Raw genomic sequence first — 19,312 nt, 5'->3', positions numbered from 1 at the left:
GCAGCGAGAAAACTACACACTGTCAACGAGACTCGGAACTACCTTTCGTAGCCGGCCTGCTGACGCCTGCGGTCCGGGTAAACGGGACCCACCCGATCGGGTGGCAGGGGAGTGGAGCTGCCTCAGCGGACCGGTTCGGGTTCCGGCCGCCGGTCGAAGGCCTCCCGGGCCGCGAGGATTTCGCCGACGTGTTCCTCCGCCCACTCGCCGAGCACCGTGAACATGTCGCCGACCTGTGTGCCCAGGCTCGTGAGGGAGTACTCGACGCGGGGCGGCACCGTGGGGTAGACGGCGCGGGCGACGAGGCCGTCGCGCTCGAGGGCGCGCAGGGTCTGGGTGAGCGACTTCTGCGTGATGCCCTCCAGGCGGCGGCGCAGCTCGTTGAACCGCACCGGCCCGTCGCTGCCGCGCAGGGAGCTGAGCACCAGCAGCGTCCACTTGTTGGCGAGCACGTCGAGAACCGTGCGGGCCGGGCAGGCGCGGAGGTAGGACTGGACGGTATCCACGAGGTACCTGGATATCAGGAAGGTGCCTTCTTCACAACGGATACCGCCCGAGGTGACGATCTCCGGTGTGAAAGCCGTCGATGTCCGGGCCCTGGGCGGGCCCGAGGTCCTGGAAGTCGTCGCCGCCCCGCGGCCGGTGCCCGGCCCGGGTGAGGTGCTGGTGCGGGTGCACGCGGTGGGGGTGAACCCGGCGGACTGGAAGCTGCGCCGCGGGCTGGTCGACGGGCTCGGGTTCGAGCCGCCGTTCCGGCTCGGGCTGGATTTCTCCGGCGTGGTCGAGGAGACCGGCGAGGAGGTGTTCGGGCTGGTGCTGTCGCGGTGGGGCGCGTACGCCGAGTACGTGGCGGTGCCGCGCGACACCCTCGCCCCGAAACCGGCGTCGCTGGACCACGTGGACGCCGCCGCCCTCCCCACCGCGGTGCTGACCGCATCACAGGCGCTGGCCGACCTGCGCGCCGGGCAGCGGGTGCTGATCCACGCCGCGGCGGGCGGCGTCGGGCACGTCGCCGTGCAGATCGCGCGGGCACGCGGCGCGTACGTGATCGGCACGGCCCGGGCGGCGAACCACGAGTTCCTCCGGTCCCTGGGCGCGGACGAGCTCATCGACCACACGGCGGTGGACTTCACGGCCGTCGTGTCCGATGTGGACCTCGTGTGCGACCTGGTCGGCGGTGCCTACGGAGCGCGGTCGCTGGAGGTGCTCAAGCCGGACGGCGTGCTGATCGACGCCCAGGGCAACGATGCCGCCGGAGATCCGCGGTACCGGCGGTTCTTCGTGCAGCCGTCGGCGGCGGAACTCGTTCGTGCCGTGGCGGGCGTGCGGGTGCACGTCTCGCAGGTCCTGCCGCTCGAGGAGGCGGCCAAGGCGCACGAGCTGAGCGAGAGCGGCCGGGTGCGCGGGAAGATCGTGCTGACCGTGTAGACGAACGAGCGGCCCCGGGACCGCGCCGTTGGGGTCCCGGGGCCGCTCAGGTCGAGGCCGGATCTAGTTGCAGCCTCCGCAGCAACCGCAACCGGGGCCACTGCACGAGCTGCAACAGCTGCAACCACCCATGGAAAACACCATTCCTTCCAGTCGTGTCCGGGCCGTTTCCCAAGGTAGGGAGCGCGACCGGTGGTCAACACCGCTCAAAGGGTGAGATGGCGGTATCGCTGCGTGACCAGGTGCGACCTCCGCGCTCCGGTGAACTGATCGGCCATCGCTGATGTGTTCGGCCGGTGCCCCGGCCCGCAACGTCTCCAACCGCCTCACCTGCCTCCGCGGGGCGGTCGTCGTGCCGGTCGTCGTGGCCGTCGCGGTGCAGAAATGCCGCGAATCCTGGCGTGGCGGGCACCGCTGCTGGTCGCGGGGCAAAGTCCCCGGTCAGGCGGGTTGTGGTGCGGTTCGCGCGGCACCGGGGGACCCTCCTTGCGCGGCTAGCACTCCCGTGGCTAGAGTGCTAATCGAAGGCACCGCACACGCCCCGGCACCCGCGACGGCGGGGGTGGTAGGCGCCGAAACCCAGTAAGTACCTGCCAACGCTTTCGACGACCCGTGGAGGTCAACCCGGTGAGCGTGAACATCAAACCGCTCGAGGACAAGATCGTTGTCCAGACGAGCGAGGCCGAGGAGACGACCGCGTCCGGCCTCGTCATCCCCGACACCGCGAAGGAAAAGCCCCAGGAGGGCAAGGTTCTGGCCGTGGGCCCGGGCCGCGTCGACGACAAGGGGAACCGCATCCCCGTCGACGTCAACGTCGGTGACGTCGTCATCTACTCGAAGTACGGCGGCACCGAGGTCAAGTACAACGGCGAGGACTACCTGATCCTGTCGGCCCGCGACGTGCTGGCTGTCGTCAACTGACAAAGGCGCTGCGGTGAACGCCCCGGGCCCCGCTGGAAAGCCGGGGACGGGGCGTTCTGCTGTCTGAGAGGACTTCCATGCCCAAGCAGATCAACTTCGACGAGGACGCTCGTCGAGCCCTCGAGCGCGGCGTCAACAAGCTCGCCGACGCGGTCAAGGTCACCCTCGGCCCGCGCGGTCGCCACGTCGTGCTCGACAAGAAGTTCGGCGGGCCCACGATCACCCTCGACGGCGTCACCGTCGCCCGGGAGATCGAACTGGAGGACCCGTTCGAGAACCTGGGTGCCCAGCTGGCCAAGAACGTGGCCACCAAGACCAACGACGTCGCCGGCGACGGCACCACCACGGCCACCGTGCTGGCGCAGTCTCTGGTGAAGGTCGGCCTGCGCAACGTGGCCGCCGGTGCCAACCCGGCCGGTCTCGGCAAGGGCATCGAGGCGGCCGCCGAGAAGGTCATCGAGGTGCTCAAGTCCAAGGCCACTCCGGTCAAGGGCCGCGACAACATCGCCCAGGTCGGCACGGTCACCTCGCGGGACGCCACCATCGGCGCGCTGCTCGGCGAGGCCGTGGAGCGGGTCGGCGAGGACGGCGTGATCACCGTGGAGGAGTCCTCCACGCTGGCCACCGAACTCGAGATCACCGAAGGTGTGCAGTTCGACAAGGGCTACCTGTCGGCGCACTTCGCGACCGACCCGGAGGAGCAGCGGGCGATCCTCGAGAACGCCTACGTGCTGCTGCACCGCGAGAAGATCTCGGCGCTGGCCGACCTGCTCCCGATCCTGGAGAAGGTCGCCGAGGCCAAGAAGCCGCTGCTGATCATCGCCGAGGACGTCGAGGGCGAGGCGCTGTCCACCCTGGTCGTCAACGCCCTGCGCAAGACCCTCGTCGCGGTCGCGGTGAAGGCGCCGTTCTTCGGCGACCGCCGCAAGGCGTTCCTGGACGACCTGGCCGTCGTCACCGGCGCGCAGGTCATCTCGTCGGAGGTCGGCCTCAAGCTGTCCGAGATCGGCCTCGACTCGCTGGGCACCGCCCGGCGCATCGAGATCACCAAGGACAACACGACGATCGTCGACGGTGCCGGCACCAAGGCCGACATCGAGGCCCGCATCGCGCAGATCCGCAAGGAGATCGAGACCACCGACTCCGACTGGGACCGCGAGAAGCTGCAGGAGCGCCTGGCGAAGCTCGGCGGCGGCGTCGCGGTGATCAAGGTCGGCGCGGCCACCGAGACCGAGCTGAACGAGCGCAAGCACCGCATCGAGGACGCCGTGGCCTCCACCAAGGCGGCCGTCGAGGAGGGCATCGTGCCCGGCGGTGGTTCGGCGATCGTCCACGCGGTGAAGGAGCTCGAGGGCGACCTCGGCCTGACCGGCGACGAGGCGACGGGGGTCCGCATCGTGCGCGACGCCCTGACCGCGCCGCTGCACTGGATCGCCACGAACGCCGGCTACGAGGGCGCGGTCATCGTGTCCAAGGTGCAGGAGCAGGGCTGGGGCCACGGTTTCAACGCGGCCACCGGCGAGCTCACCGACCTGCTGCAGGCCGGCATCGTCGACCCGGTCAAGGTCACCCGCTCGGCCGTCGCCAACGCGGCGTCCATCGCCCGGCTCGTCCTGACCACGGAAAGCACCGTGGTGGACAAGCCGGCCGAGGAGCCGGAGAACACCGGCCACGGCCACGGTCACGCACACTGATCACGGCAGCGAAGAGGGCCCTCGCCGACGGCGGGGGCCCTCTCTTCTGCGTACCTGACTCAGGTGTACTGCCCTGGGCGGTTGCGATCGTGGGGACAGCCTCCGGGGTTCGGTGTGGATTGCGAGATCCCACCAACGGACGGCCCTCGTGGCCCGCGCTGACGCGCCCCTGACCCCGGTCGGGAGACTGCGCCTGGCCCGCGGCTTCGTTGCGGACGGGTGGTTGCTGCGGCGGGTCGCGGAGCGGTTCCAGGTGTGGGCCTCGACGCGTGCCGGCGGGCCGGCCGCTACCCGGACCACGGCACAGCGGGCATGGCCGACCGGTCCAGCCGCCCGCACGCCAGCCCGGATCAGACGCCGACGCGCGCCGAGCGGCGGACCATCAACCTCTCGGGTGATCCGCCGCTGGTGACCGCCCACCTCGGCTACCTGCTCGGATCGACGGTGCCTCGCGACGAGGTCGAGCGGTTCGACCGCACCCTGCTCGACGAATGGGCCTCTGACCGGACCCACCAATCCGAGACCGAACGCCGCCAAGCGCACCTGCAATCACCGCACTCGCAGGCCAACCACCCGCCCCAGCCGCGTTCCCAACCTCTCCGAACAGAACACCTAGGCGTTGACCCCGCCGTCGACGGTGATCACCGAGCCGGTGATGAACGCCCCGCCGGGCCCGGCCACGTGGGCGACCGTCGCCGCCACGTCGTCCGGTGACGCGTGCCGCCCGACGACGGACAGGGCCAGGGTCTTCGTGGCGCGAGGCCCCTCGGCCGGGTTCATGTCGGTGTCCGTCGGGCCGGGCTGAACCACCACCGACGTGATCCCCCGCGGCCCGAGGTCCCGCGCGAACCCCCGGCTCATCCCCACGACGGCGGCCTTCGTGGCCGCGTACGCGCTCATCCCCGGCCCGGTCACCCGTTCCCCGACCGTGCTGCCGATGTTCACCACCCGGCCCCCGGCACGCAGGTGCCGCGCGGCGGCCTGGGTCGCGACGAACACCGCCCGCACGTTGACCGCCAGGATCCGGTCCAGGTCCGCCAGGCTCATCTCCTCGACGGTCCCGCGCGGGAACACCCCGGCGTTGTTGACCAGCACGTCCAGCCCGCCGAGCGCCTCCGCGACGTGGACCACCGCCGCGGTCAGGGCGGCCGCGTCGGCACTGTCCGCCCGCACGGCGAGCGCCTTGCGCCCCAGCCCCTCGATCGACGCCACCACCTCGGCCGCGCGCGAGGCGGACCGTTCGTAGGTCACCGCGACGTCCGCACCCTCCGCGGCCAGCTTCCGCGCGATCGCCGCGCCGATTCCCCTGCTGCCCCCGGTCACGAGCGCGACCTTGCCGTCCAGCGTCCCCATGAGGCCTCCATTTCTGTAGTGATCGGCACAGAAGTTAGAGCGACTTCTGTGCCGATCGCTATAGAATGCGAACCATGTCACCACGGGGACGCCCGAGGGCCTTCGACCGGGACGCGGCCCTCGACGAGGCGATGTACGTGTTCTGGGAGCGCGGCTACGAGGGCACGTCACTGTCCGACCTGACCGCGGCGATGGGCATCAACTCGCCCAGCCTGTACGCCGCCTTCGGCGGCAAGGAGTCGCTCTTCCGCGAGGCGGTCGACCGCTACCGCGAGCGGTTCGGGCACCAGCCGCCGGAGACCGGGACGGCCAGGGAGATCGTCGAACGGTGGCTGCGGGACACCGCCCGCGAGTACGTCGCGGAGGGGCGCCCGCGCGGGTGCATGGTCGTGCTGGCCGCCATCAACTGCACGGAACAGAATCAGGGCATCCGGGATTTCCTCGCCGCCAAGCGGCGGAACAATCTGGCGGCCCTCGCCGCGCGGTTGCGGGCCGCGGCGGAAGAAGATGTCGACATCGACGCGATCGTCCGGTTCTACGGCACGATTCTGCACGGGATGTCGATTCAGGCGCGCGACGGCGCGGAACTGGCCGACCTGGAAGCGGTCATCGACGCGGCGATGACCGCGTGGCCGCGATTTCTGCGAAAGGCGACGGCACCCGGCTGACGGGCGTTCAGCCGGGTGCCGTCGGATTTTCCGTTCCGGTTACTGGCCGGCGAGGGTCAGTTGCGGTTTCCCGGTCCGGATGATCGTCTCCCGCTCCGCCTCCGACAGCCCGCCCCAGATCCCGTACGGCTCGTGGACCGCGAGCGCGTGCTCCCGGCACAGGCGCAGCACCGGACAGGACTGGCAGATCGCCTTGGCGCGAGCTTCCCGTCGCGCTCTCGCCGGCCCCCGCTCCCCGTCCGGGTGGAAGAAGGCGCCGCTGTCCATCCCCCTGCACGACCCCCGGAGCTGCCATTCCCAGATATCGGCGTTCGGGCCCGGAAGCCTGCGCGTGTCTGCCATCGTGACCGCCTCCGATTCGGTCTGACACCCCTGCTTTGTTGCCCGGCGATTACTCCAAATGGCGCAACGGCCGTAACGTTAGAAGCGCGCCAATAGTTGTTCAAGGGAAACCAGGCGATTCAGCCGTTAGGAGTCCCCCTTGCGCGTGAGATCACGGCTTTAAACAGGGAAAATGCCGAAACTGATTCAGGTTGCCCCGTTCGGGTGGTACCGGGATATTGGTTCGGGTGAGCCGTCCCAGGGGTGCCGGTCAGGTCGAGCCGACGATGCCCGTGGCCGCCGTCGCCCGGCGGCTGGGTGTCGCGCCGTCGACCCTGCGCACCTGGGACCGCCGGTACGGTCTCGGGCCGAGCCGCCACACCGGCGGCAAGCACCGCCGCTACTGCGCCGCCGACATCGGCCGCCTCGAACTGATGCAGCGCGCCCTGCTGCGCGGGGCCTCGACCGCGGAGGCCGCGCGCTACGCGCTCCAGCAGATCCCCAAGTCGTCCGGATCCGCGCCGCAGGCCCCGCCCCAGCCCCTCCCGCCGCCCGCGGAGCAGCTGACGGCCGCCCAGAACGGCGCCGCCGCCCGGCGGCTTCGCTCGGCAGCGGTCGCGCTCGACGGGCGGGCCGTGCAACAGACCCTCGACGACGCCATCGGCGCGGCCGGGGTCATCGACGCGTGGGAGGGCGTGATCTCCCCGGTCCTGGACGCCTGCGGGGCGGGCTGGCCGGGCACCCCGGCCGGGGTCGAGGTGCACGCCCTGCTGGCCGAGTCGGTGCTCACCGCGGTCGTGCGCGCCACGCCCGTGCTCGAGCACCCGCGCAACCAGCGTCCGGTCCTGCTCAGCCGCGCGCCGGAGGAGCCGGACCCGCTGCCGCTGCACGTGCTGGCCGCCGGACTGGCCGGCCGGCGCATCGGATGTCAGCTGTTCGGGCTGCCGCTGCCCGGCCCCGCGCTGTCCGCCGCCGTCCGGCGCAGTTCGCCCGCCGCCGTCGTGCTGTGGGCCGACCACGGGGGCAAGGCGGACCCCGCGCTGTTCCCCGAGGTGTCCCGCGGCGGGCTGCGCAGCCGCCTGTTCGCGGTCGGTGACGGCTGGCGCGGGCCGGCGCTGCCCGAGCGCGTCGAGCTGCTGCCCGGTCTGCGGATGGCGACGGACCGCATCGAGTACGTCCTGGTAGGGAAGTGAGGTGTCCGAGATCGAGTTCCGACGGGCGGCCTTCGGTGACCGGCCCGCGCCGACGCCGGACGTCCTCGCGTCCGGCGGACCACCGAGGCGGCGCCTGCTCGGTGCCATCGTGCTCGGCGCCCAGGGCCGCTACGCGGCGGCGTCGGCTCTCCTGGAGCCGCTCGCCCGCGATCGGGATCCGGTGATCGCCGCACTGGCGCTGAGCGCCCTCGCCTCGCACCGCCGCCAGCTCGGCGGCCACACCACCGCCCGCGGACTGGACGGTGCCGCGCTGCGCCGCGCCTCCGGGGCGGCGTCGGACGCCGACCCGGACGGGCTGGACGCCCCGGGTGCGCTCGCCGACGCACTCCTCGGTCTCGCCGCCGACCACCTCGGCACCGGACGGCTCAGCGCGTCCCGCCGGGTGCTCGACCGGGCGGGCGAGGCGGTGCGGAACTGGCGCACGCGGGTCCGGCTCGGCTGGGTCACCGCCGAGCTCGCCCTCGCCTCGGGTGACGCCCGCGCGGCCACCGCGCCCGCCGAGGCGGCCCTCGAGGAGGCCACGGCCGCCGGATCGGTCCGGCACACCGTCAAGTCCCGGCTGGTGCTGGCCGCCGCGCTCGGCGCCATCGGGCACAAGCGAAGAGCCGGGGACCTCGTCTCCGGCGCGCTCGCGGCGGCGGACAAGTACGAATTGTCCTCGTTGTCCTGGCCCGCCGGGCTCATCGCGGCGGATCTGTGGCCCGCGCAGGCGGCCCGCCACCGCGCTCGAACCGCTGCGGTGTTACACGCAGTGTTACTAAGCTCAGACCCCGAGGGGAGGCGGCTGGCACGTGAATCACCGTGGGTACCGGTCTGACCCCGGGTGCGGGGCTCTGGACGGCCATACCGACATCCGGGCGAAGACTTTCCAAAAAAAGCCACCGGATCGTGTCAAGGTACGGCCTCAAGCGTCCGATAGGGGATATGGAATGTCACCCGGCTGCAGGAAGGAACACCCGTGACGACGGTCTTGATCTGCGACGACCGACGCAGTGTCCGCGAAGGGCTCACCCGCGTGATGTCTGCTGTCCCCGGTGTCAGTCGCATCGACTGTGTAGCGCACGGTGACGAGTTGCTGGCCCGGTACTCGCGGCAGCCGGTCGACGTCGTGCTCGTCGGCACCCAGCGCGCGATGCCGGCCGGGGTGGAGGCGACTCGGCGGCTGGTGTCCGCCAACCCTCAGGCCAACGTGATCGTCTTCGGCGCGCCGGACGACGCCGGCAGCATCGCCGCCGCCATCGCCGGCGGCGCTCGCGGCTACCTGCGCTGGGACGCGTCCCGGCCGGAGCTGGTCGCCGCGCTCGCGCACACCCTCGCCAGCACCTCCGTGCCCGCGCCGCGCCAGCCGGCCGACCCGGGCGTCCAGCTCACCGAGCGGGAGCTGCAGGTACTGCGCGGGATGAGCCAGGGCAAGAGCAACGGCCAGATCGGCCGCGAGCTCTACCTGTCCGAGGACACGGTCAAGACCCACGCCCGGCGGCTGTTCCGCAAGCTCGGCGTGCGGGACCGTGCGCAGGCGGTCGCCCACGGGTTCCGCCGCGGGCTCGTCTCCTGACGCGGACGCGCGGATTCGGCGAATAATTTTCGCGGGTCCGCGCGCCGCTTCACTCGAACACCCCCCTCAAGCCACATCCGTGCGATACTGGGCGGCCTCGGTTCGGCGAGGCCGGCGCGGCTCGAGAGCCGACCACGCACACGCGACACCGGCGTCGCCAGGTACCGTAGGCATCACCGGTGTGAGCGATGTGGGGATTGCCGCGCCGTTAATTTTGCACGCCTACACGTAACGCTGGGACTGTTGTCTGCGATGGCCAATGTGGGGGACGGGCTGGATGAGCCAGTCGCCGCCGCTGTCGAGGGGGATCCCCAGGCGGTCGAGCGGCTACTGGCCGCTATCCGTCCCCTGGTGGTGCGGTACTGCCGCGCCAGGGTCGGACGACAGGAGCGGTCGTTCGCCTCGGCAGACGATGTGGCTCAGGAGGTGTGTCTCGCAGTGCTCACGGCGTTGCCTTCGTACCGTGACCAAGGGCGCCCGTTCCTGGCCTTTGTGTACGGCATCGCCCAGCACAAGGTGGCCGACGCGCATCGGGCCGCCGCGCGCAACCGGGCCGAGCCGGTCGCCGAGATCCCCGACGAGATCGAGGGCGACATCGGGCCGGAACAACGCGCACTGCAGGGGGAGTTGAACGAGCGCATGGCACAGCTGCTCCGGGTTCTGCCCGACAAGCAGCGCGAGATCGTGGTGTTGCGAGTGGTCGTGGGCCTGTCCGCCGAGGAGACCGCCGATGCGGTCGGTTCGACGCCGGGTGCCGTCCGGGTCGCCCAGCACCGCGCGCTGGCCCGGCTCCGCAAGGCGCTGGCGTCCGAGGAGGTGGCCTGAGTGACCGATCGCGACGACGTCAGACGTGAGCTCGACGAGCTCGAGTTCGACCCCACCATGAGTTCGTCACAGGCGGAGTTCGAGGCGGACCTCACCGCGATCCGCGCCGACGACGGTCTGCTGGACTCGCTCGGCGGGTCCGACCCGGGCATCGCCGACGACCTCGGTGACCAGGAACTCAACGCGCTGTTGCTGTCCTGGCGACGGGACATCGACAGCGAGCCGCTCGCCGAGCTGATCGACACCGACACGGCGGTCACCACGATCAAGACGGCCGCGCTGGCCCGCCGCCACGGGCAGCGGGCACGCCGTCGCCGTCTGCTCGTGCCGGTCGCCGCGGCCGCCGCGGTCCTCGCCATCGGGTTCACCGGCACCAGCATCGCCGCGCGGGACGCCCAGCCCGGCGACACGCTGTGGGGCCTGACCAAGGTGCTCTACGCCGACCACGCGCGGTCGGTCGAGGCCGCGTCCGCGGCCCGGATCGACATGCAGCAGGCGAGCATCGCCCTGTCCCAGGGGCGCATCGCCGAGGCGCAGCGGGCGCTGGCCGAGGCCGCCGCGAAGCTGAGCCAGGTCACCGAGGAGGAGAACCTCAGCCAGCTGATGGCCGAGCACCAGCAGCTCGCCTCGATGCTGCCGGATTCCTCGACCAGCACGCCCGACTCGTCGACGTCGTCGCCCACGTCGGCCGCGATGCCGCCGGTGAGCTCCACGAGGCTGCCGTCCTCGTCGACGACCTCGTCGTCCCAGCCGACCACGACGACCACCCCGTCGCCGAGCAGCACGACCTCGCCGACCCCGTCGACGGAGAGCAGCACCACCCCGCCCGGCGACGGCACGTCGGGCAGCACCATCCGCTACGACACCCCGGCCGCGGGTACCGGCTCCGGCTCCGGCCAGCCCGCCGGCGTCGACAGCGGCACCACGAGCAGCTCACACTGACCCGCGAGACACGAGGAGGCCCGGCCGGTGCGGCCGGGCCTCTTTCCGTGGGGCCTGGTGGCGCATCGCCCACCACTGGGCGGCCCCGGGCGTGAAACGGGCCCGGCCGCTGTGGCCGGGCCCTCGTCCGTCTTTCGATCAGTAGGCGTTCTCGGTCGTGGTGATGCCGTCGGCGAAGCCGCGGCAGTAGTCCCAGCTGACGTAGTCCGCCGGGTCGGGGTCGAAGGCCGGCTCGTGCGGGCGCATCCGCCCGTCCGCGAGCAGTTGCTCGAGGCTCGCGCGCAGCAGGTGCCAGTCGTGGAAGTGCGGCTGATCGCACTCGCCGCAGTCGACCACGATCCCGCGCACCCCGCGCGGTTCCAGCAGCGCCTGGTAGACCGCGAGGTCAGACAGGTCCGCGAGCAACTCGGCGCGCGCCTGCGCGTCCATCGGTTCGGCCAGCTCGTCGTCCCCGAAGCCGGCGAGCTCCCGAGCGGGGTCGTCCGGGTCGTCGGCGAACGGGTCGGGGGGCAACACTTCGTGCGGCACGCGTCGAACCGTACCCGCCCGACCGGGTTGCTTGTCCAGGGCCTTTGCGTCGCGGGAACGGAGCCGAGTTTCCCCGGTCACGTTGGGCCCCTGCCCGGGCGTTATGAGCCCGGCCGCCAGATACCATCGAGGTCAGGTTCACCCGCCACCGCCAGGAAGGTCAGCCACCCACATGACGAGCGAGTTCGCCCCGGAAGACAAGTTCGCGATGCTCGGGCTGACCTTCGACGACGTGCTGCTGCTGCCGGCCGAGTCCGACGTCGTGCCCAGCAGTGTCGACACGTCGACCCGGCTGTCCCGGAACGTGACCCTGCGCATCCCGCTGATCTCGGCGGCCATGGACACCGTCACCGAGGCCCGCATGGCGATCGCCATGGCGCGCCAGGGCGGCATGGGCGTCCTGCACCGCAACCTGCCGATCGAGGAGCAGGCGGCGGCGGTCGAGGTCGTCAAGCGGTCCGAAGCCGGCATGGTCACCGACCCGGTCACCTGCTCGCCGGACGACACCCTCGCCGAGGTGGACGCCCTGTGCGCCCGCTTCCGCATCTCCGGCCTCCCGGTCACCGACGCCTCCGGCGCGCTGGTCGGCATCATCACCAACCGCGACATGCGGTTCGAGCTGGACCACAGCCGCCCGGTCAGCGAGGTGATGACCCGCGAGAACCTGATCACCGCGCAGGTCGGGGTCACCGCGGACGCCGCGCTGGGCCTGCTGCGCCGCCACAAGATCGAGAAGCTGCCGATCGTCGACGGCGCCGGCAAGCTGCGCGGCCTGATCACCGTCAAGGACTTCGTCAAGACCGAGCAGTACCCGCACGCGACCAAGGACCCGGACGGCCGCCTGGTCGTCGGCGCCGCGGTCGGCGTCGGCGCGGCCGGTCACCAGCGCGCGATGGCGCTCGCCGACGCGGGTGTGGACGTGCTGATGGTCGACACCGCGCACGGCCACTCGCGCGCGGTCGTCGACATGGTCGCCACCCTGAAGAAGGAGCTGGGCGACACCGTCGACGTCGTCGGCGGCAACGTCGCGACCCGCGCGGGCGCCCAGGCGCTGGTCGACGCGGGCGCGGACGCGGTCAAGGTGGGCGTCGGGCCCGGCTCGATCTGCACCACCCGCATCGTCGCCGGCGTCGGCGTGCCGCAGATCTCCGCGATCTACGAGGCCGACAAGGCCTGCCGCCCGGCCGGCGTGCCGGTGATCGGCGACGGCGGCATCCAGTACTCCGGCGACATCGCCAAGGCCATCACGGCCGGCGCGTCCACCGTGATGCTGGGCAGCCTGCTCGCCGGCACCGCCGAGTCGCCGGGCGACCTGATCCTGGTCAACGGCAAGCAGTTCAAGACCTACCGGGGCATGGGGTCGCTCGGCGCGATGCAGTCGCGGGACGGGCGCAAGTCCTACTCGAAGGACCGCTACTCGCAGGACGACGTGCTGAGCGAGGACAAGCTGGTGCCGGAGGGCATCGAGGGCCGCATCCCCTTCCGCGGCCCGCTCGTCAACGTCGTGCACCAGCTGGTCGGCGGCCTGCGGTCGGGCATGGGTTACGCGGGCGCGGAGACGATCGAACAGCTGCAGCGGGCTCAGCTGGTGCGGATCACCGCCGCCGGCCTGAAGGAGAGCCACCCGCACGACGTGACGATGACGGTCGAGGCGCCCAACTACACCTCGCGCTGACCCCCTGCGCGCAGGTCACACCGGTGGCCTAGCGACAATGGGGCGTCAACCACTGGCGGCGAGAAGGGACCTGACGTGCGCGATCTGGTCGAGATCGGCATGGGACGCACCGCACGGCGGGCGTACGACCTCGATGACGTGGAGATCGTCCCGTCGCGGCGGACCCGGTCGTCGGCGGTCGTGTCCACCGCGTGGCAGATCGACGCCTACCGCTTCGACATCCCGCTGGTCACCCACCCGACGGACGCGGTGGTGTCCCCGGCGACCGCGGTCGAGGTCGGCAAGCTGGGCGGTCTGGGCGTGCTCAACGCCGAGGGCCTGTGGGCCCGCCACGCCGACGCCGAGCGGGCGCTGCTCCGCCTGGTCGACGCCGCCAAGGACGAGGACCGCACCGCGCTGGTGCGGACCCTGCAGGAACTGCACTCCGCGCCCGTCCAGCCCGAGCTGCTGGCCGAGGCGATGCGGCAGGTGCGCGAGTCGGGTGTGACGGTCGCCGCGCGGGTGAGCCCGCAGCGCGCCGCCGAGCTGACGCCGCACCTGATCGCCGCCGGCGTGGAGATCCTGGTCGTGCAGGGCACGATCATCTCCGCGGAGCACGTCGCGCACGACGACGCGGATCCGCTGGACCTCAAGGACTTCATCGGTGGTCTGGACGTGCCGGTGATCGCCGGTGGCGTGTCCGACTACCGGACCGCGATGCACCTGATGCGCACCGGCGCGGCGGGCGTGATCGTCGGCCACGGGTACACGCCGGGCGTGACGAGCACCGACCGCGTGCTGGGCATCGGCGTGCCGATGGCGACCGCGATCATCGACGCGGCCGCCGCCCGGCGCGACTACCTGGACGAGACGGGCGGCCGGTACGTGCACGTGCTCGCCGACGGCGGGATGACCAGCTCGGGCGACATCGCGAAGGCGATCGCGTGCGGCGCGGACGCCGTGGTGGTCGGGGCGCCGCTGGCCGCCGCCTCCGAGGCGCCCGGGCACGGCCTGTACTGGACGGCGGCCGCCGCGCACCCGAACCTGCCGCGCTCGCGGGTCGCGGCCGGACCGGACATCGAGGTCGACCTGAAGACCCTGCTGTTCGGCCCCTCGTCCGACGCGGAGGGCTCGGTGAACCTCTTCGGCGGCCTGCGCCGCGCGATGGCCAAGACGGGGTACTCGGACCTCAAGGAGTTCCAGCGCGTGGGGCTCTCCGTCCGCCGTTAACCCCGCAACTCCGCGCACGGGGCCACCACCGCGAACAGCAGCGGCTCCCCGGCGGGCGGCTCGGGTGCCACGATGATCGTCACGTCGTCGGGGCCGGGCGTGATCGGCGCGGCGTACGGGCCGTCCTCTTCGGCCACCAGCGGCGCCGGTTGGGGTGCGCGGGCCGGTGCGGCACAGGCAGAACGCGCCGCGGCCACCGATGCGCGCCACGACGGCCCCCCGGCCCGCACCCCGGCCGCGCCCCAGTCGCTGAGGACCTGCACGCCCAGGAACACCGCCACCACCCCGCCGACGACCGCCCGTGGGCGCAGGCGGTCGAGCAGGGCCGCCACCGCCACCCACACCAGCAGCAGCGGCACGATCGCGTACCGCGACCCGTTCAGCGAGAACTCCGCCCGGTCCAGGAAACCGCCCGTGCCGCGCAACCCCACGGACACCACGAGGTACGCCACCGAACAGACCAGGCTCACCGCCACGACCTGCCGCGCCACCCGCTCCGCCCGCCAGAGCAGCGCGGCCACCGCCAGCGCCACCACCACGCCGGCGACCGCCACCGGCGCCAGGCCGAACGAGCGGTACACCGGCCCCAGCAACCGGTCGCCGGTCACCGCGCTCAGCAGCACCCGCAACCCGTAGATCGACGGCAGTTCGCCCCACACGGTTTCGCTCGCCCGGTACCCGGCGGCGCGCGTCAGGTGCACCCAGCCCTGCACGGCCAGCGCCACCACCATCACCGCCGGCGCGATGCACGCGATCCGACGCCGTTGAGCGCGCACGATCCCGACGATCGCCGCGGGCAGCACCAGTGCGGTCAGCGGATCGGAAAGCGCTGCCAGCGCCACCACCGCCGCCGCGCCGGCCTGCCCGCGCACCGACCGCGGCGGCGCCAGCAGCACCCAGAACGCCGCGTACGCCAGGTACCAGTGCAGATCGTTGACCGCCGCGTTCACCTCGAACCCGGCCTGCGGCAGCAGCGGCACGATCGCCGTCACCAGCACCCGCGCCCACGTCGACCGCAGCACGGCGCCGCTGCGGAACCACACGAGCAGCGAGATCAGCGCCACCACCAGCGCGGCCCCGGTCGCGAGACCGGCCGCCGCCCACGACAGCGGCAGCGCCGCGACCGGCTGGACGACCAGCTTCGCGACCACCTGCAGGTACCCGGCGTGCGGCGTGACCACGTTGTGCCACAACGAATGCCGCATCGCCTGGTTGAGGAAGACCCCGCCGTCCTCCGCCCACACCACGTCGTACACCCGCAGGCCGGGTCTGCGCATGAGCTGCACCCAGGTCGCGGCGAGCACCCACCCGAGGCTCGCCGCGACCGTCGCGATGCGGGGCCGGTTCACCGCCGTCGGAGGACGCGGCCGGCCCGCGTCGCGGGACGTTCGTCGAGCATCGCGCGCAACCGCTCGTTCTGCCGTCGCAGGTCGTCGGCCTCGGCGCGCAGGCCCGCGGCCTCACCGGTGAGCCGCTCGATGTCGCGCCCTTGCCGGGCGATCGTCTCGGCCAGCTGGTCGGCGTGACCGGAGTGCGCGACCGCTTCGAACTGCAGCTGCAGCAACCGGGTGTACAGCGCGAGCCGGTTGTTCTCCATGGTGGACAGCAACGTCGAGTCGCGGTACGGCGCCAGCGCGGTGAGCAGCGCCTCGTCCCGCGTGAGGACGCCGACGCCGAAGATCGCCGGGATCATCGCCAGCCGCCAGCCGTCGTGCGCGGCCAGGGCGTCCTCGACCGCGGTGAGCACACCGTTGCGCTCGCCACCGGCCTCCTGCGCGCACGTGAACGCGCCGAGGCCCACGAAACCGGCCGGGGTCAGCTCGTCGTGCCAGATCGTCGGACCGTCCGAACTGGACGGGTGACGGTCCTCGGCCGCGAGGCCGGACGGCTCGTAGTACTGGTCCCGCCGCGAACACGGCCAGAGCAGGTCGTGCAGCACGACGACGGCGTCCGGGGCGTGCGTGAGCACCCACTCCAGTTCGGCGCGCACCGTCGCGTAGTTGTGGTCGCCGTCCAGCACGTACAGATCGGCGACCGGCAGGTCGGCCAGCACGTCCGGCGACCAGTTCTCGACCAGGTGCAGTGCCTCGTTCGCGGCGATCGCGGCGCGCAGGCTCTCCGTCGGCGCCGGGTCCACGCAGTACACCGCGGACGCGCCGAGCTCGGCGTAGATGCCGCTGACCTGCCCGGATTCCACCCCGACCTCGACCACCGTGGAGATCGGGTGGTGGGCGTAGACGATCTCGAAGATCTCCCGGAAGCAGGACAGCGAGTGCAGCAGCAGGGGCAGCTGCCGGGCCGCCCGCGCCTGGGCGTGCGGGTCTTCGCGCGTGCCGTAGTCGTTCACTTGCCACTCCGCAGCTGCCGCACGGCGATCCGGGCCGCCGAGGTGGCCAGCCCGACCGGTCCGCGGGTGCGGTACTCCTCGCGCACCCGGCTGGTCACCCTGGTCAGCCGCGGCGCGGACGGCGGACGTCCGCCGAGCCCGGTGCGCGACTTCGGCAGCATCGCGAACGCCACGGTCACCTGCCCGGACGTCACCGGGGCGCCCATCCGGGCGCCGACCGGGAACCAGATCGCCGACTCGTCGCCGTCGAACTCGAACAGGGTCCCACCCAGCCAGCGGCACGCGGCGTGGATCAGGCCGGCGAAGTCGTCCGGCTTGTCCCAGCGCTCGACCCGGGGCACGGCCTGGCCGGGCACCAGCGCCCTGACCTCGACCCAGTCGATCCGCACCAGCGCGGGACGGCCCGGGATCGCCAGTGCCAGGTCGGTGATGTCGGCGGCGCGGAAGTCCAGCCGGGCGAAGGACAGTCCGTTGTGGTTGATCCGGACGCGGCGCCCCGGCCCGTCCTGCCACTCGCCGTCGCCGGTGCGCACGCTCAGCCTGGTCATGGCCGGCTCGTCGGACGGCTCGAAGAGTCCGGGGTCGACCTGCTTGTCCGCGAGGGCGCGGGCCCCCGCCGCGAGCCGGGTGTCCGAGGCGGCCAGCAGGGCGGGCCAGAACGCGTCCCGCATGGTCAGATCGGCCAGGTCGCCGGGGGAGAGGTAGGGGACGGCGGGCACCAGGTCCTCCGGGACGACCCGCGTGACCAGCGCGGACCCGAAGTTGTCCTCGTGCGCCCAGTTGCCGAACACCGCGGCTTCTTCGGCTGTCGGCGCCTTGAGGGCGGACACCAGGATGTTCGCGAGCCGGTGCCGCGCGGTGCCGGTGAGGTCCGGCCAGCCGTCCTCGGCGTAGCGGTACCACTGGTTCTGGAACTCGCGGATGCCGTCCTGCACCGCGCGCCGCTGCGCCAGCTGGGCCTCGCTGTCGGAGGCCGGGCCGAGGACGGGCGAACCGTCGTCGGCGAAGTCCAGCAGCGAGCCGCAGAAGTCGTTGACCGACTGCTCCAGCACCTCGGGGCTGCGGCTGATGGTCCGCGCGATCTCGGGCGGGTGGCCGCCCTGACTCAGGTAGCCCTCGATGCGCAACCCGGCGCGGAACACGCGGGTGGACCGGTCGTCGGTGGCGAGGTAGAAGCCCGCCGGGCGAGCCCCGGTGCCGGCCTGCTCGAGCACCTGGCCGAGGAAGAACTGGATGGTGCCGCCCCAGCCGAGGTCGACCAGCGCCGGCTCGGCTTCCTCGAGCATGCCCGTCCGCCGCAGCTCGCGCACCACCCGCTCACGAATGCGGGTCACCGTCACCGTCAGCCGGTTGCGCAGGTGCGCGGTTTCGGTGAGCACGTCGCTGATCAGGTCGATCTCGCGGTCGTTGTCCAGGACGGTGTCCAGCATCTCGGCCAGCGGCGGGACCTCGCCCGGCCGCAGGTGCAGGGCCTGGAGCAGCTGGCGGACGGTGAGCCCGTGGCGCTGCCGGACGAACTCGCGCAGCGAGCCCGCGTCCGCGGGGTCGAGCGCGGCGAGCGAGGTGACGTGCCGGGACAGCCACACCGGACGGGCCTCGACGGTCCAGCCGCGGGCCTGCGCCGCGTTGTTGATCAGTGCGGACAGCAGGGTCCCCTCGCGCATCGGGCACCACAGCACCGCAATGCCGGACTCGTGGGCGCGCGCGGCGACCCATTCGGCGAACCCGGTCAACACCGGGCCGAGCACGGACGCGCCGTAGCGCCACGCGGTGCGCACCGGCGTCTGGGCGCCGGGATCGACGCGCTGGAGGGTCTTCGCGCGCAGGCTGGTGAGGCCGAAGTCGCCCTCGTCGGTGTCGAGGTGATCGCCGAGCGGGTCCTCCAGGCCGAGCGGCTCGCGTTCGCGTTCCAGGACGGCGAGGAACCGCTCGTCCAGCCGTTCGTAGTGGACGGTGCGGATGCCCAGCTCCTGCGGGACCTCGATGTCGGCGATCGCGTTGTCGCCGATGTGCACGATCTGCTCGGGATGCACGTCCAGCGCGTCGAGCACGATCTCCCACAGCCCGTCGGTCTTGTCCAGACCATGCTGGTGCGAGCGGAAGATCCGGGCCTCGCGCAGGGCGCCGAGCCCGGGTCGGTCGAGCAGTTCGGTGAGGTGCTCCTCGGTGAAGTAGGTGTCGGACACCAGCACGGTGGGGACGTGGTGCTTGCCGGCGAGTTCGACGAGTTCGGCGATGTCGAGGTCGGGCACCGTGAAGTCCCGCTCGCACAGCACCTCGGCGTGGACCAGTTCGGACAGATCGGCGTTGAAGATCCGCAACGGCATGTGCTGCCAGATGTCGAACAACGAGACCTCGGTGCCCAGAGCTTCGTCCGCGCGTCTGGCCGCCTGCTCGGCGACGATGCGCATCCGCCGGAACGCCGCGGGCGTGACCCAGTCCGGGCACCGGCCGTCGCGGACCAGCCGCGCGCCCAGCACGGCGAACAGATCGGTCGGCCGCGGCGTGCGCCGCCACAGGATCGTGTCGAAGACGTCCAGGGACAGCGCCGCGCACGAACCGTCGGTGATCAGGCGACGGACGCGGGCGAGCGAGGGCGGTACGGACAACGTGGTCTCCCCATCGTGTGACT

At 72.1% G+C, this 19,312-nt stretch carries 18 protein-coding genes and 1 pseudogene; 12 read left to right on the top strand and 7 right to left on the bottom strand.

Going from position 1 to position 19,312, the window contains the following annotated elements:
• Positions 1-122: 122 nt before the first annotated feature.
• Positions 123-506, bottom strand: a complete 384-nt coding sequence (locus tag FB470_RS07430; protein ID WP_306989791.1) for a winged helix-turn-helix transcriptional regulator — start codon at positions 504-506, stop codon at positions 123-125.
• A 67-nt stretch (positions 507-573) separates the two neighbouring features.
• Between FB470_RS07430 and FB470_RS07425 the strand changes: the two genes are divergently transcribed.
• The 4 genes and pseudogenes from FB470_RS07425 to FB470_RS07410 form a co-directional block, all read left to right on the top strand.
• Positions 574-1,428: an NADP-dependent oxidoreductase gene (locus tag FB470_RS07425; RefSeq protein WP_306989789.1), complete on the top strand. Its 855-nt coding sequence runs from the start codon at positions 574-576 to the stop codon at positions 1,426-1,428.
• A gap of 627 nt (positions 1,429-2,055) precedes the next feature.
• A complete protein-coding gene (groES, locus tag FB470_RS07420; protein ID WP_026153773.1) occupies positions 2,056-2,349 on the top strand; it encodes a co-chaperone GroES in 294 nt (97 codons plus the stop codon).
• A 77-nt stretch (positions 2,350-2,426) separates the two neighbouring features.
• On the top strand, positions 2,427-4,043 hold the full coding sequence (gene groL, locus FB470_RS07415; RefSeq protein WP_306989787.1) for a chaperonin GroEL: 1,617 nt from the start codon (positions 2,427-2,429) through the stop codon (positions 4,041-4,043).
• A gap of 148 nt (positions 4,044-4,191) precedes the next feature.
• Positions 4,192-4,496: pseudogene (locus FB470_RS07410) on the top strand (leucine zipper domain-containing protein); the annotation flags it as partial.
• 159 nt (positions 4,497-4,655) lie between these two features.
• Here FB470_RS07410 and FB470_RS07405 read toward each other — a convergent pair.
• Positions 4,656-5,396, bottom strand: coding sequence for an SDR family NAD(P)-dependent oxidoreductase (locus FB470_RS07405; protein ID WP_306989785.1), 741 nt, complete (start codon positions 5,394-5,396; stop codon positions 4,656-4,658).
• Positions 5,397-5,470: 74 nt separating this feature from the next.
• On the opposite strand from FB470_RS07405, the gene FB470_RS07400 reads away from it, so the two are divergent.
• Entirely contained in the window at positions 5,471-6,064 is a 594-nt protein-coding gene (locus FB470_RS07400) for a TetR/AcrR family transcriptional regulator (protein WP_306989783.1), read from the top strand.
• 39 nt (positions 6,065-6,103) lie between these two features.
• Here the strand turns inward: FB470_RS07400 and FB470_RS07395 are convergent, their stop codons facing one another.
• On the bottom strand, positions 6,104-6,406 hold the full coding sequence (locus FB470_RS07395) for a WhiB family transcriptional regulator (RefSeq protein ID WP_306989782.1): 303 nt from the start codon (positions 6,404-6,406) through the stop codon (positions 6,104-6,106).
• A gap of 266 nt (positions 6,407-6,672) precedes the next feature.
• Between FB470_RS07395 and FB470_RS07390 the strand changes: the two genes are divergently transcribed.
• From FB470_RS07390 to FB470_RS07370, 5 genes are all read left to right on the top strand, one after another.
• Complete coding sequence (locus FB470_RS07390; RefSeq protein ID WP_370876656.1) at positions 6,673-7,578, top strand: MerR family transcriptional regulator; 906 nt, start codon at positions 6,673-6,675, stop codon at positions 7,576-7,578.
• A gap of 1 nt (position 7,579) precedes the next feature.
• A complete protein-coding gene (locus FB470_RS07385; protein WP_306989780.1) occupies positions 7,580-8,416 on the top strand; it encodes a hypothetical protein in 837 nt (278 codons plus the stop codon).
• 141 nt (positions 8,417-8,557) lie between these two features.
• The gene (locus tag FB470_RS07380; RefSeq protein WP_017986686.1) at positions 8,558-9,154 is read left to right on the top strand and encodes a response regulator transcription factor; all 597 of its coding nucleotides are present in this window, start codon (positions 8,558-8,560) and stop codon (positions 9,152-9,154) included.
• A gap of 252 nt (positions 9,155-9,406) precedes the next feature.
• Positions 9,407-9,979 (top strand): sigma-70 family RNA polymerase sigma factor, encoded by a 573-nt coding sequence (locus tag FB470_RS07375; protein ID WP_306999120.1) that lies wholly within the window; start codon positions 9,407-9,409, stop codon positions 9,977-9,979.
• Entirely contained in the window at positions 9,980-10,921 is a 942-nt protein-coding gene (locus tag FB470_RS07370) for an anti-sigma-D factor RsdA (protein WP_306989778.1), read from the top strand. It begins immediately after the preceding gene.
• A 138-nt stretch (positions 10,922-11,059) separates the two neighbouring features.
• Here the strand turns inward: FB470_RS07370 and FB470_RS07365 are convergent, their stop codons facing one another.
• The gene (locus tag FB470_RS07365; RefSeq protein WP_306989777.1) at positions 11,060-11,449 is read right to left on the bottom strand and encodes a DUF5319 domain-containing protein; all 390 of its coding nucleotides are present in this window, start codon (positions 11,447-11,449) and stop codon (positions 11,060-11,062) included.
• 172 nt (positions 11,450-11,621) lie between these two features.
• Here FB470_RS07365 and guaB point away from each other — a divergent pair, with 172 nt between their 5' ends.
• Together guaB and FB470_RS07355 are read left to right on the top strand one after the other, a co-directional pair.
• A complete protein-coding gene (gene guaB, locus FB470_RS07360; protein ID WP_306989775.1) occupies positions 11,622-13,124 on the top strand; it encodes an IMP dehydrogenase in 1,503 nt (500 codons plus the stop codon).
• A gap of 75 nt (positions 13,125-13,199) precedes the next feature.
• Complete coding sequence (locus FB470_RS07355) at positions 13,200-14,333, top strand: GuaB3 family IMP dehydrogenase-related protein (RefSeq protein ID WP_306989773.1); 1,134 nt, start codon at positions 13,200-13,202, stop codon at positions 14,331-14,333.
• Here FB470_RS07355 and FB470_RS07350 read toward each other — a convergent pair.
• The 3 genes from FB470_RS07350 to FB470_RS07340 are packed head-to-tail and all read right to left on the bottom strand — an operon-like array spanning position 14,330 to position 19,289.
• Positions 14,330-15,682, bottom strand: coding sequence for a glucosyltransferase (locus FB470_RS07350; RefSeq protein ID WP_306989772.1), 1,353 nt, complete (start codon positions 15,680-15,682; stop codon positions 14,330-14,332). The genes FB470_RS07355 and FB470_RS07350 overlap by 4 nt on opposite strands.
• Entirely contained in the window at positions 15,679-16,680 is a 1,002-nt protein-coding gene (locus tag FB470_RS07345) for a class I SAM-dependent methyltransferase (RefSeq protein ID WP_306989771.1), read from the bottom strand. The genes FB470_RS07350 and FB470_RS07345 overlap by 4 nt, the downstream gene beginning before the upstream one ends.
• Positions 16,677-19,289, bottom strand: coding sequence for an HAD family hydrolase (locus FB470_RS07340; RefSeq protein WP_306989770.1), 2,613 nt, complete (start codon positions 19,287-19,289; stop codon positions 16,677-16,679). The genes FB470_RS07345 and FB470_RS07340 overlap by 4 nt, the downstream gene beginning before the upstream one ends.
• Positions 19,290-19,312: the final 23 nt, after the last annotated feature.

The organism is Amycolatopsis thermophila (assembly GCF_030814215.1).
Lineage (GTDB): Bacteria > Actinomycetota > Actinomycetes > Mycobacteriales > Pseudonocardiaceae > Amycolatopsis_E > Amycolatopsis_E thermophila.
Note: the sequence above shows the minus strand (reverse complement) of the source record. Positions and strands in the feature narration are given on the sequence as shown.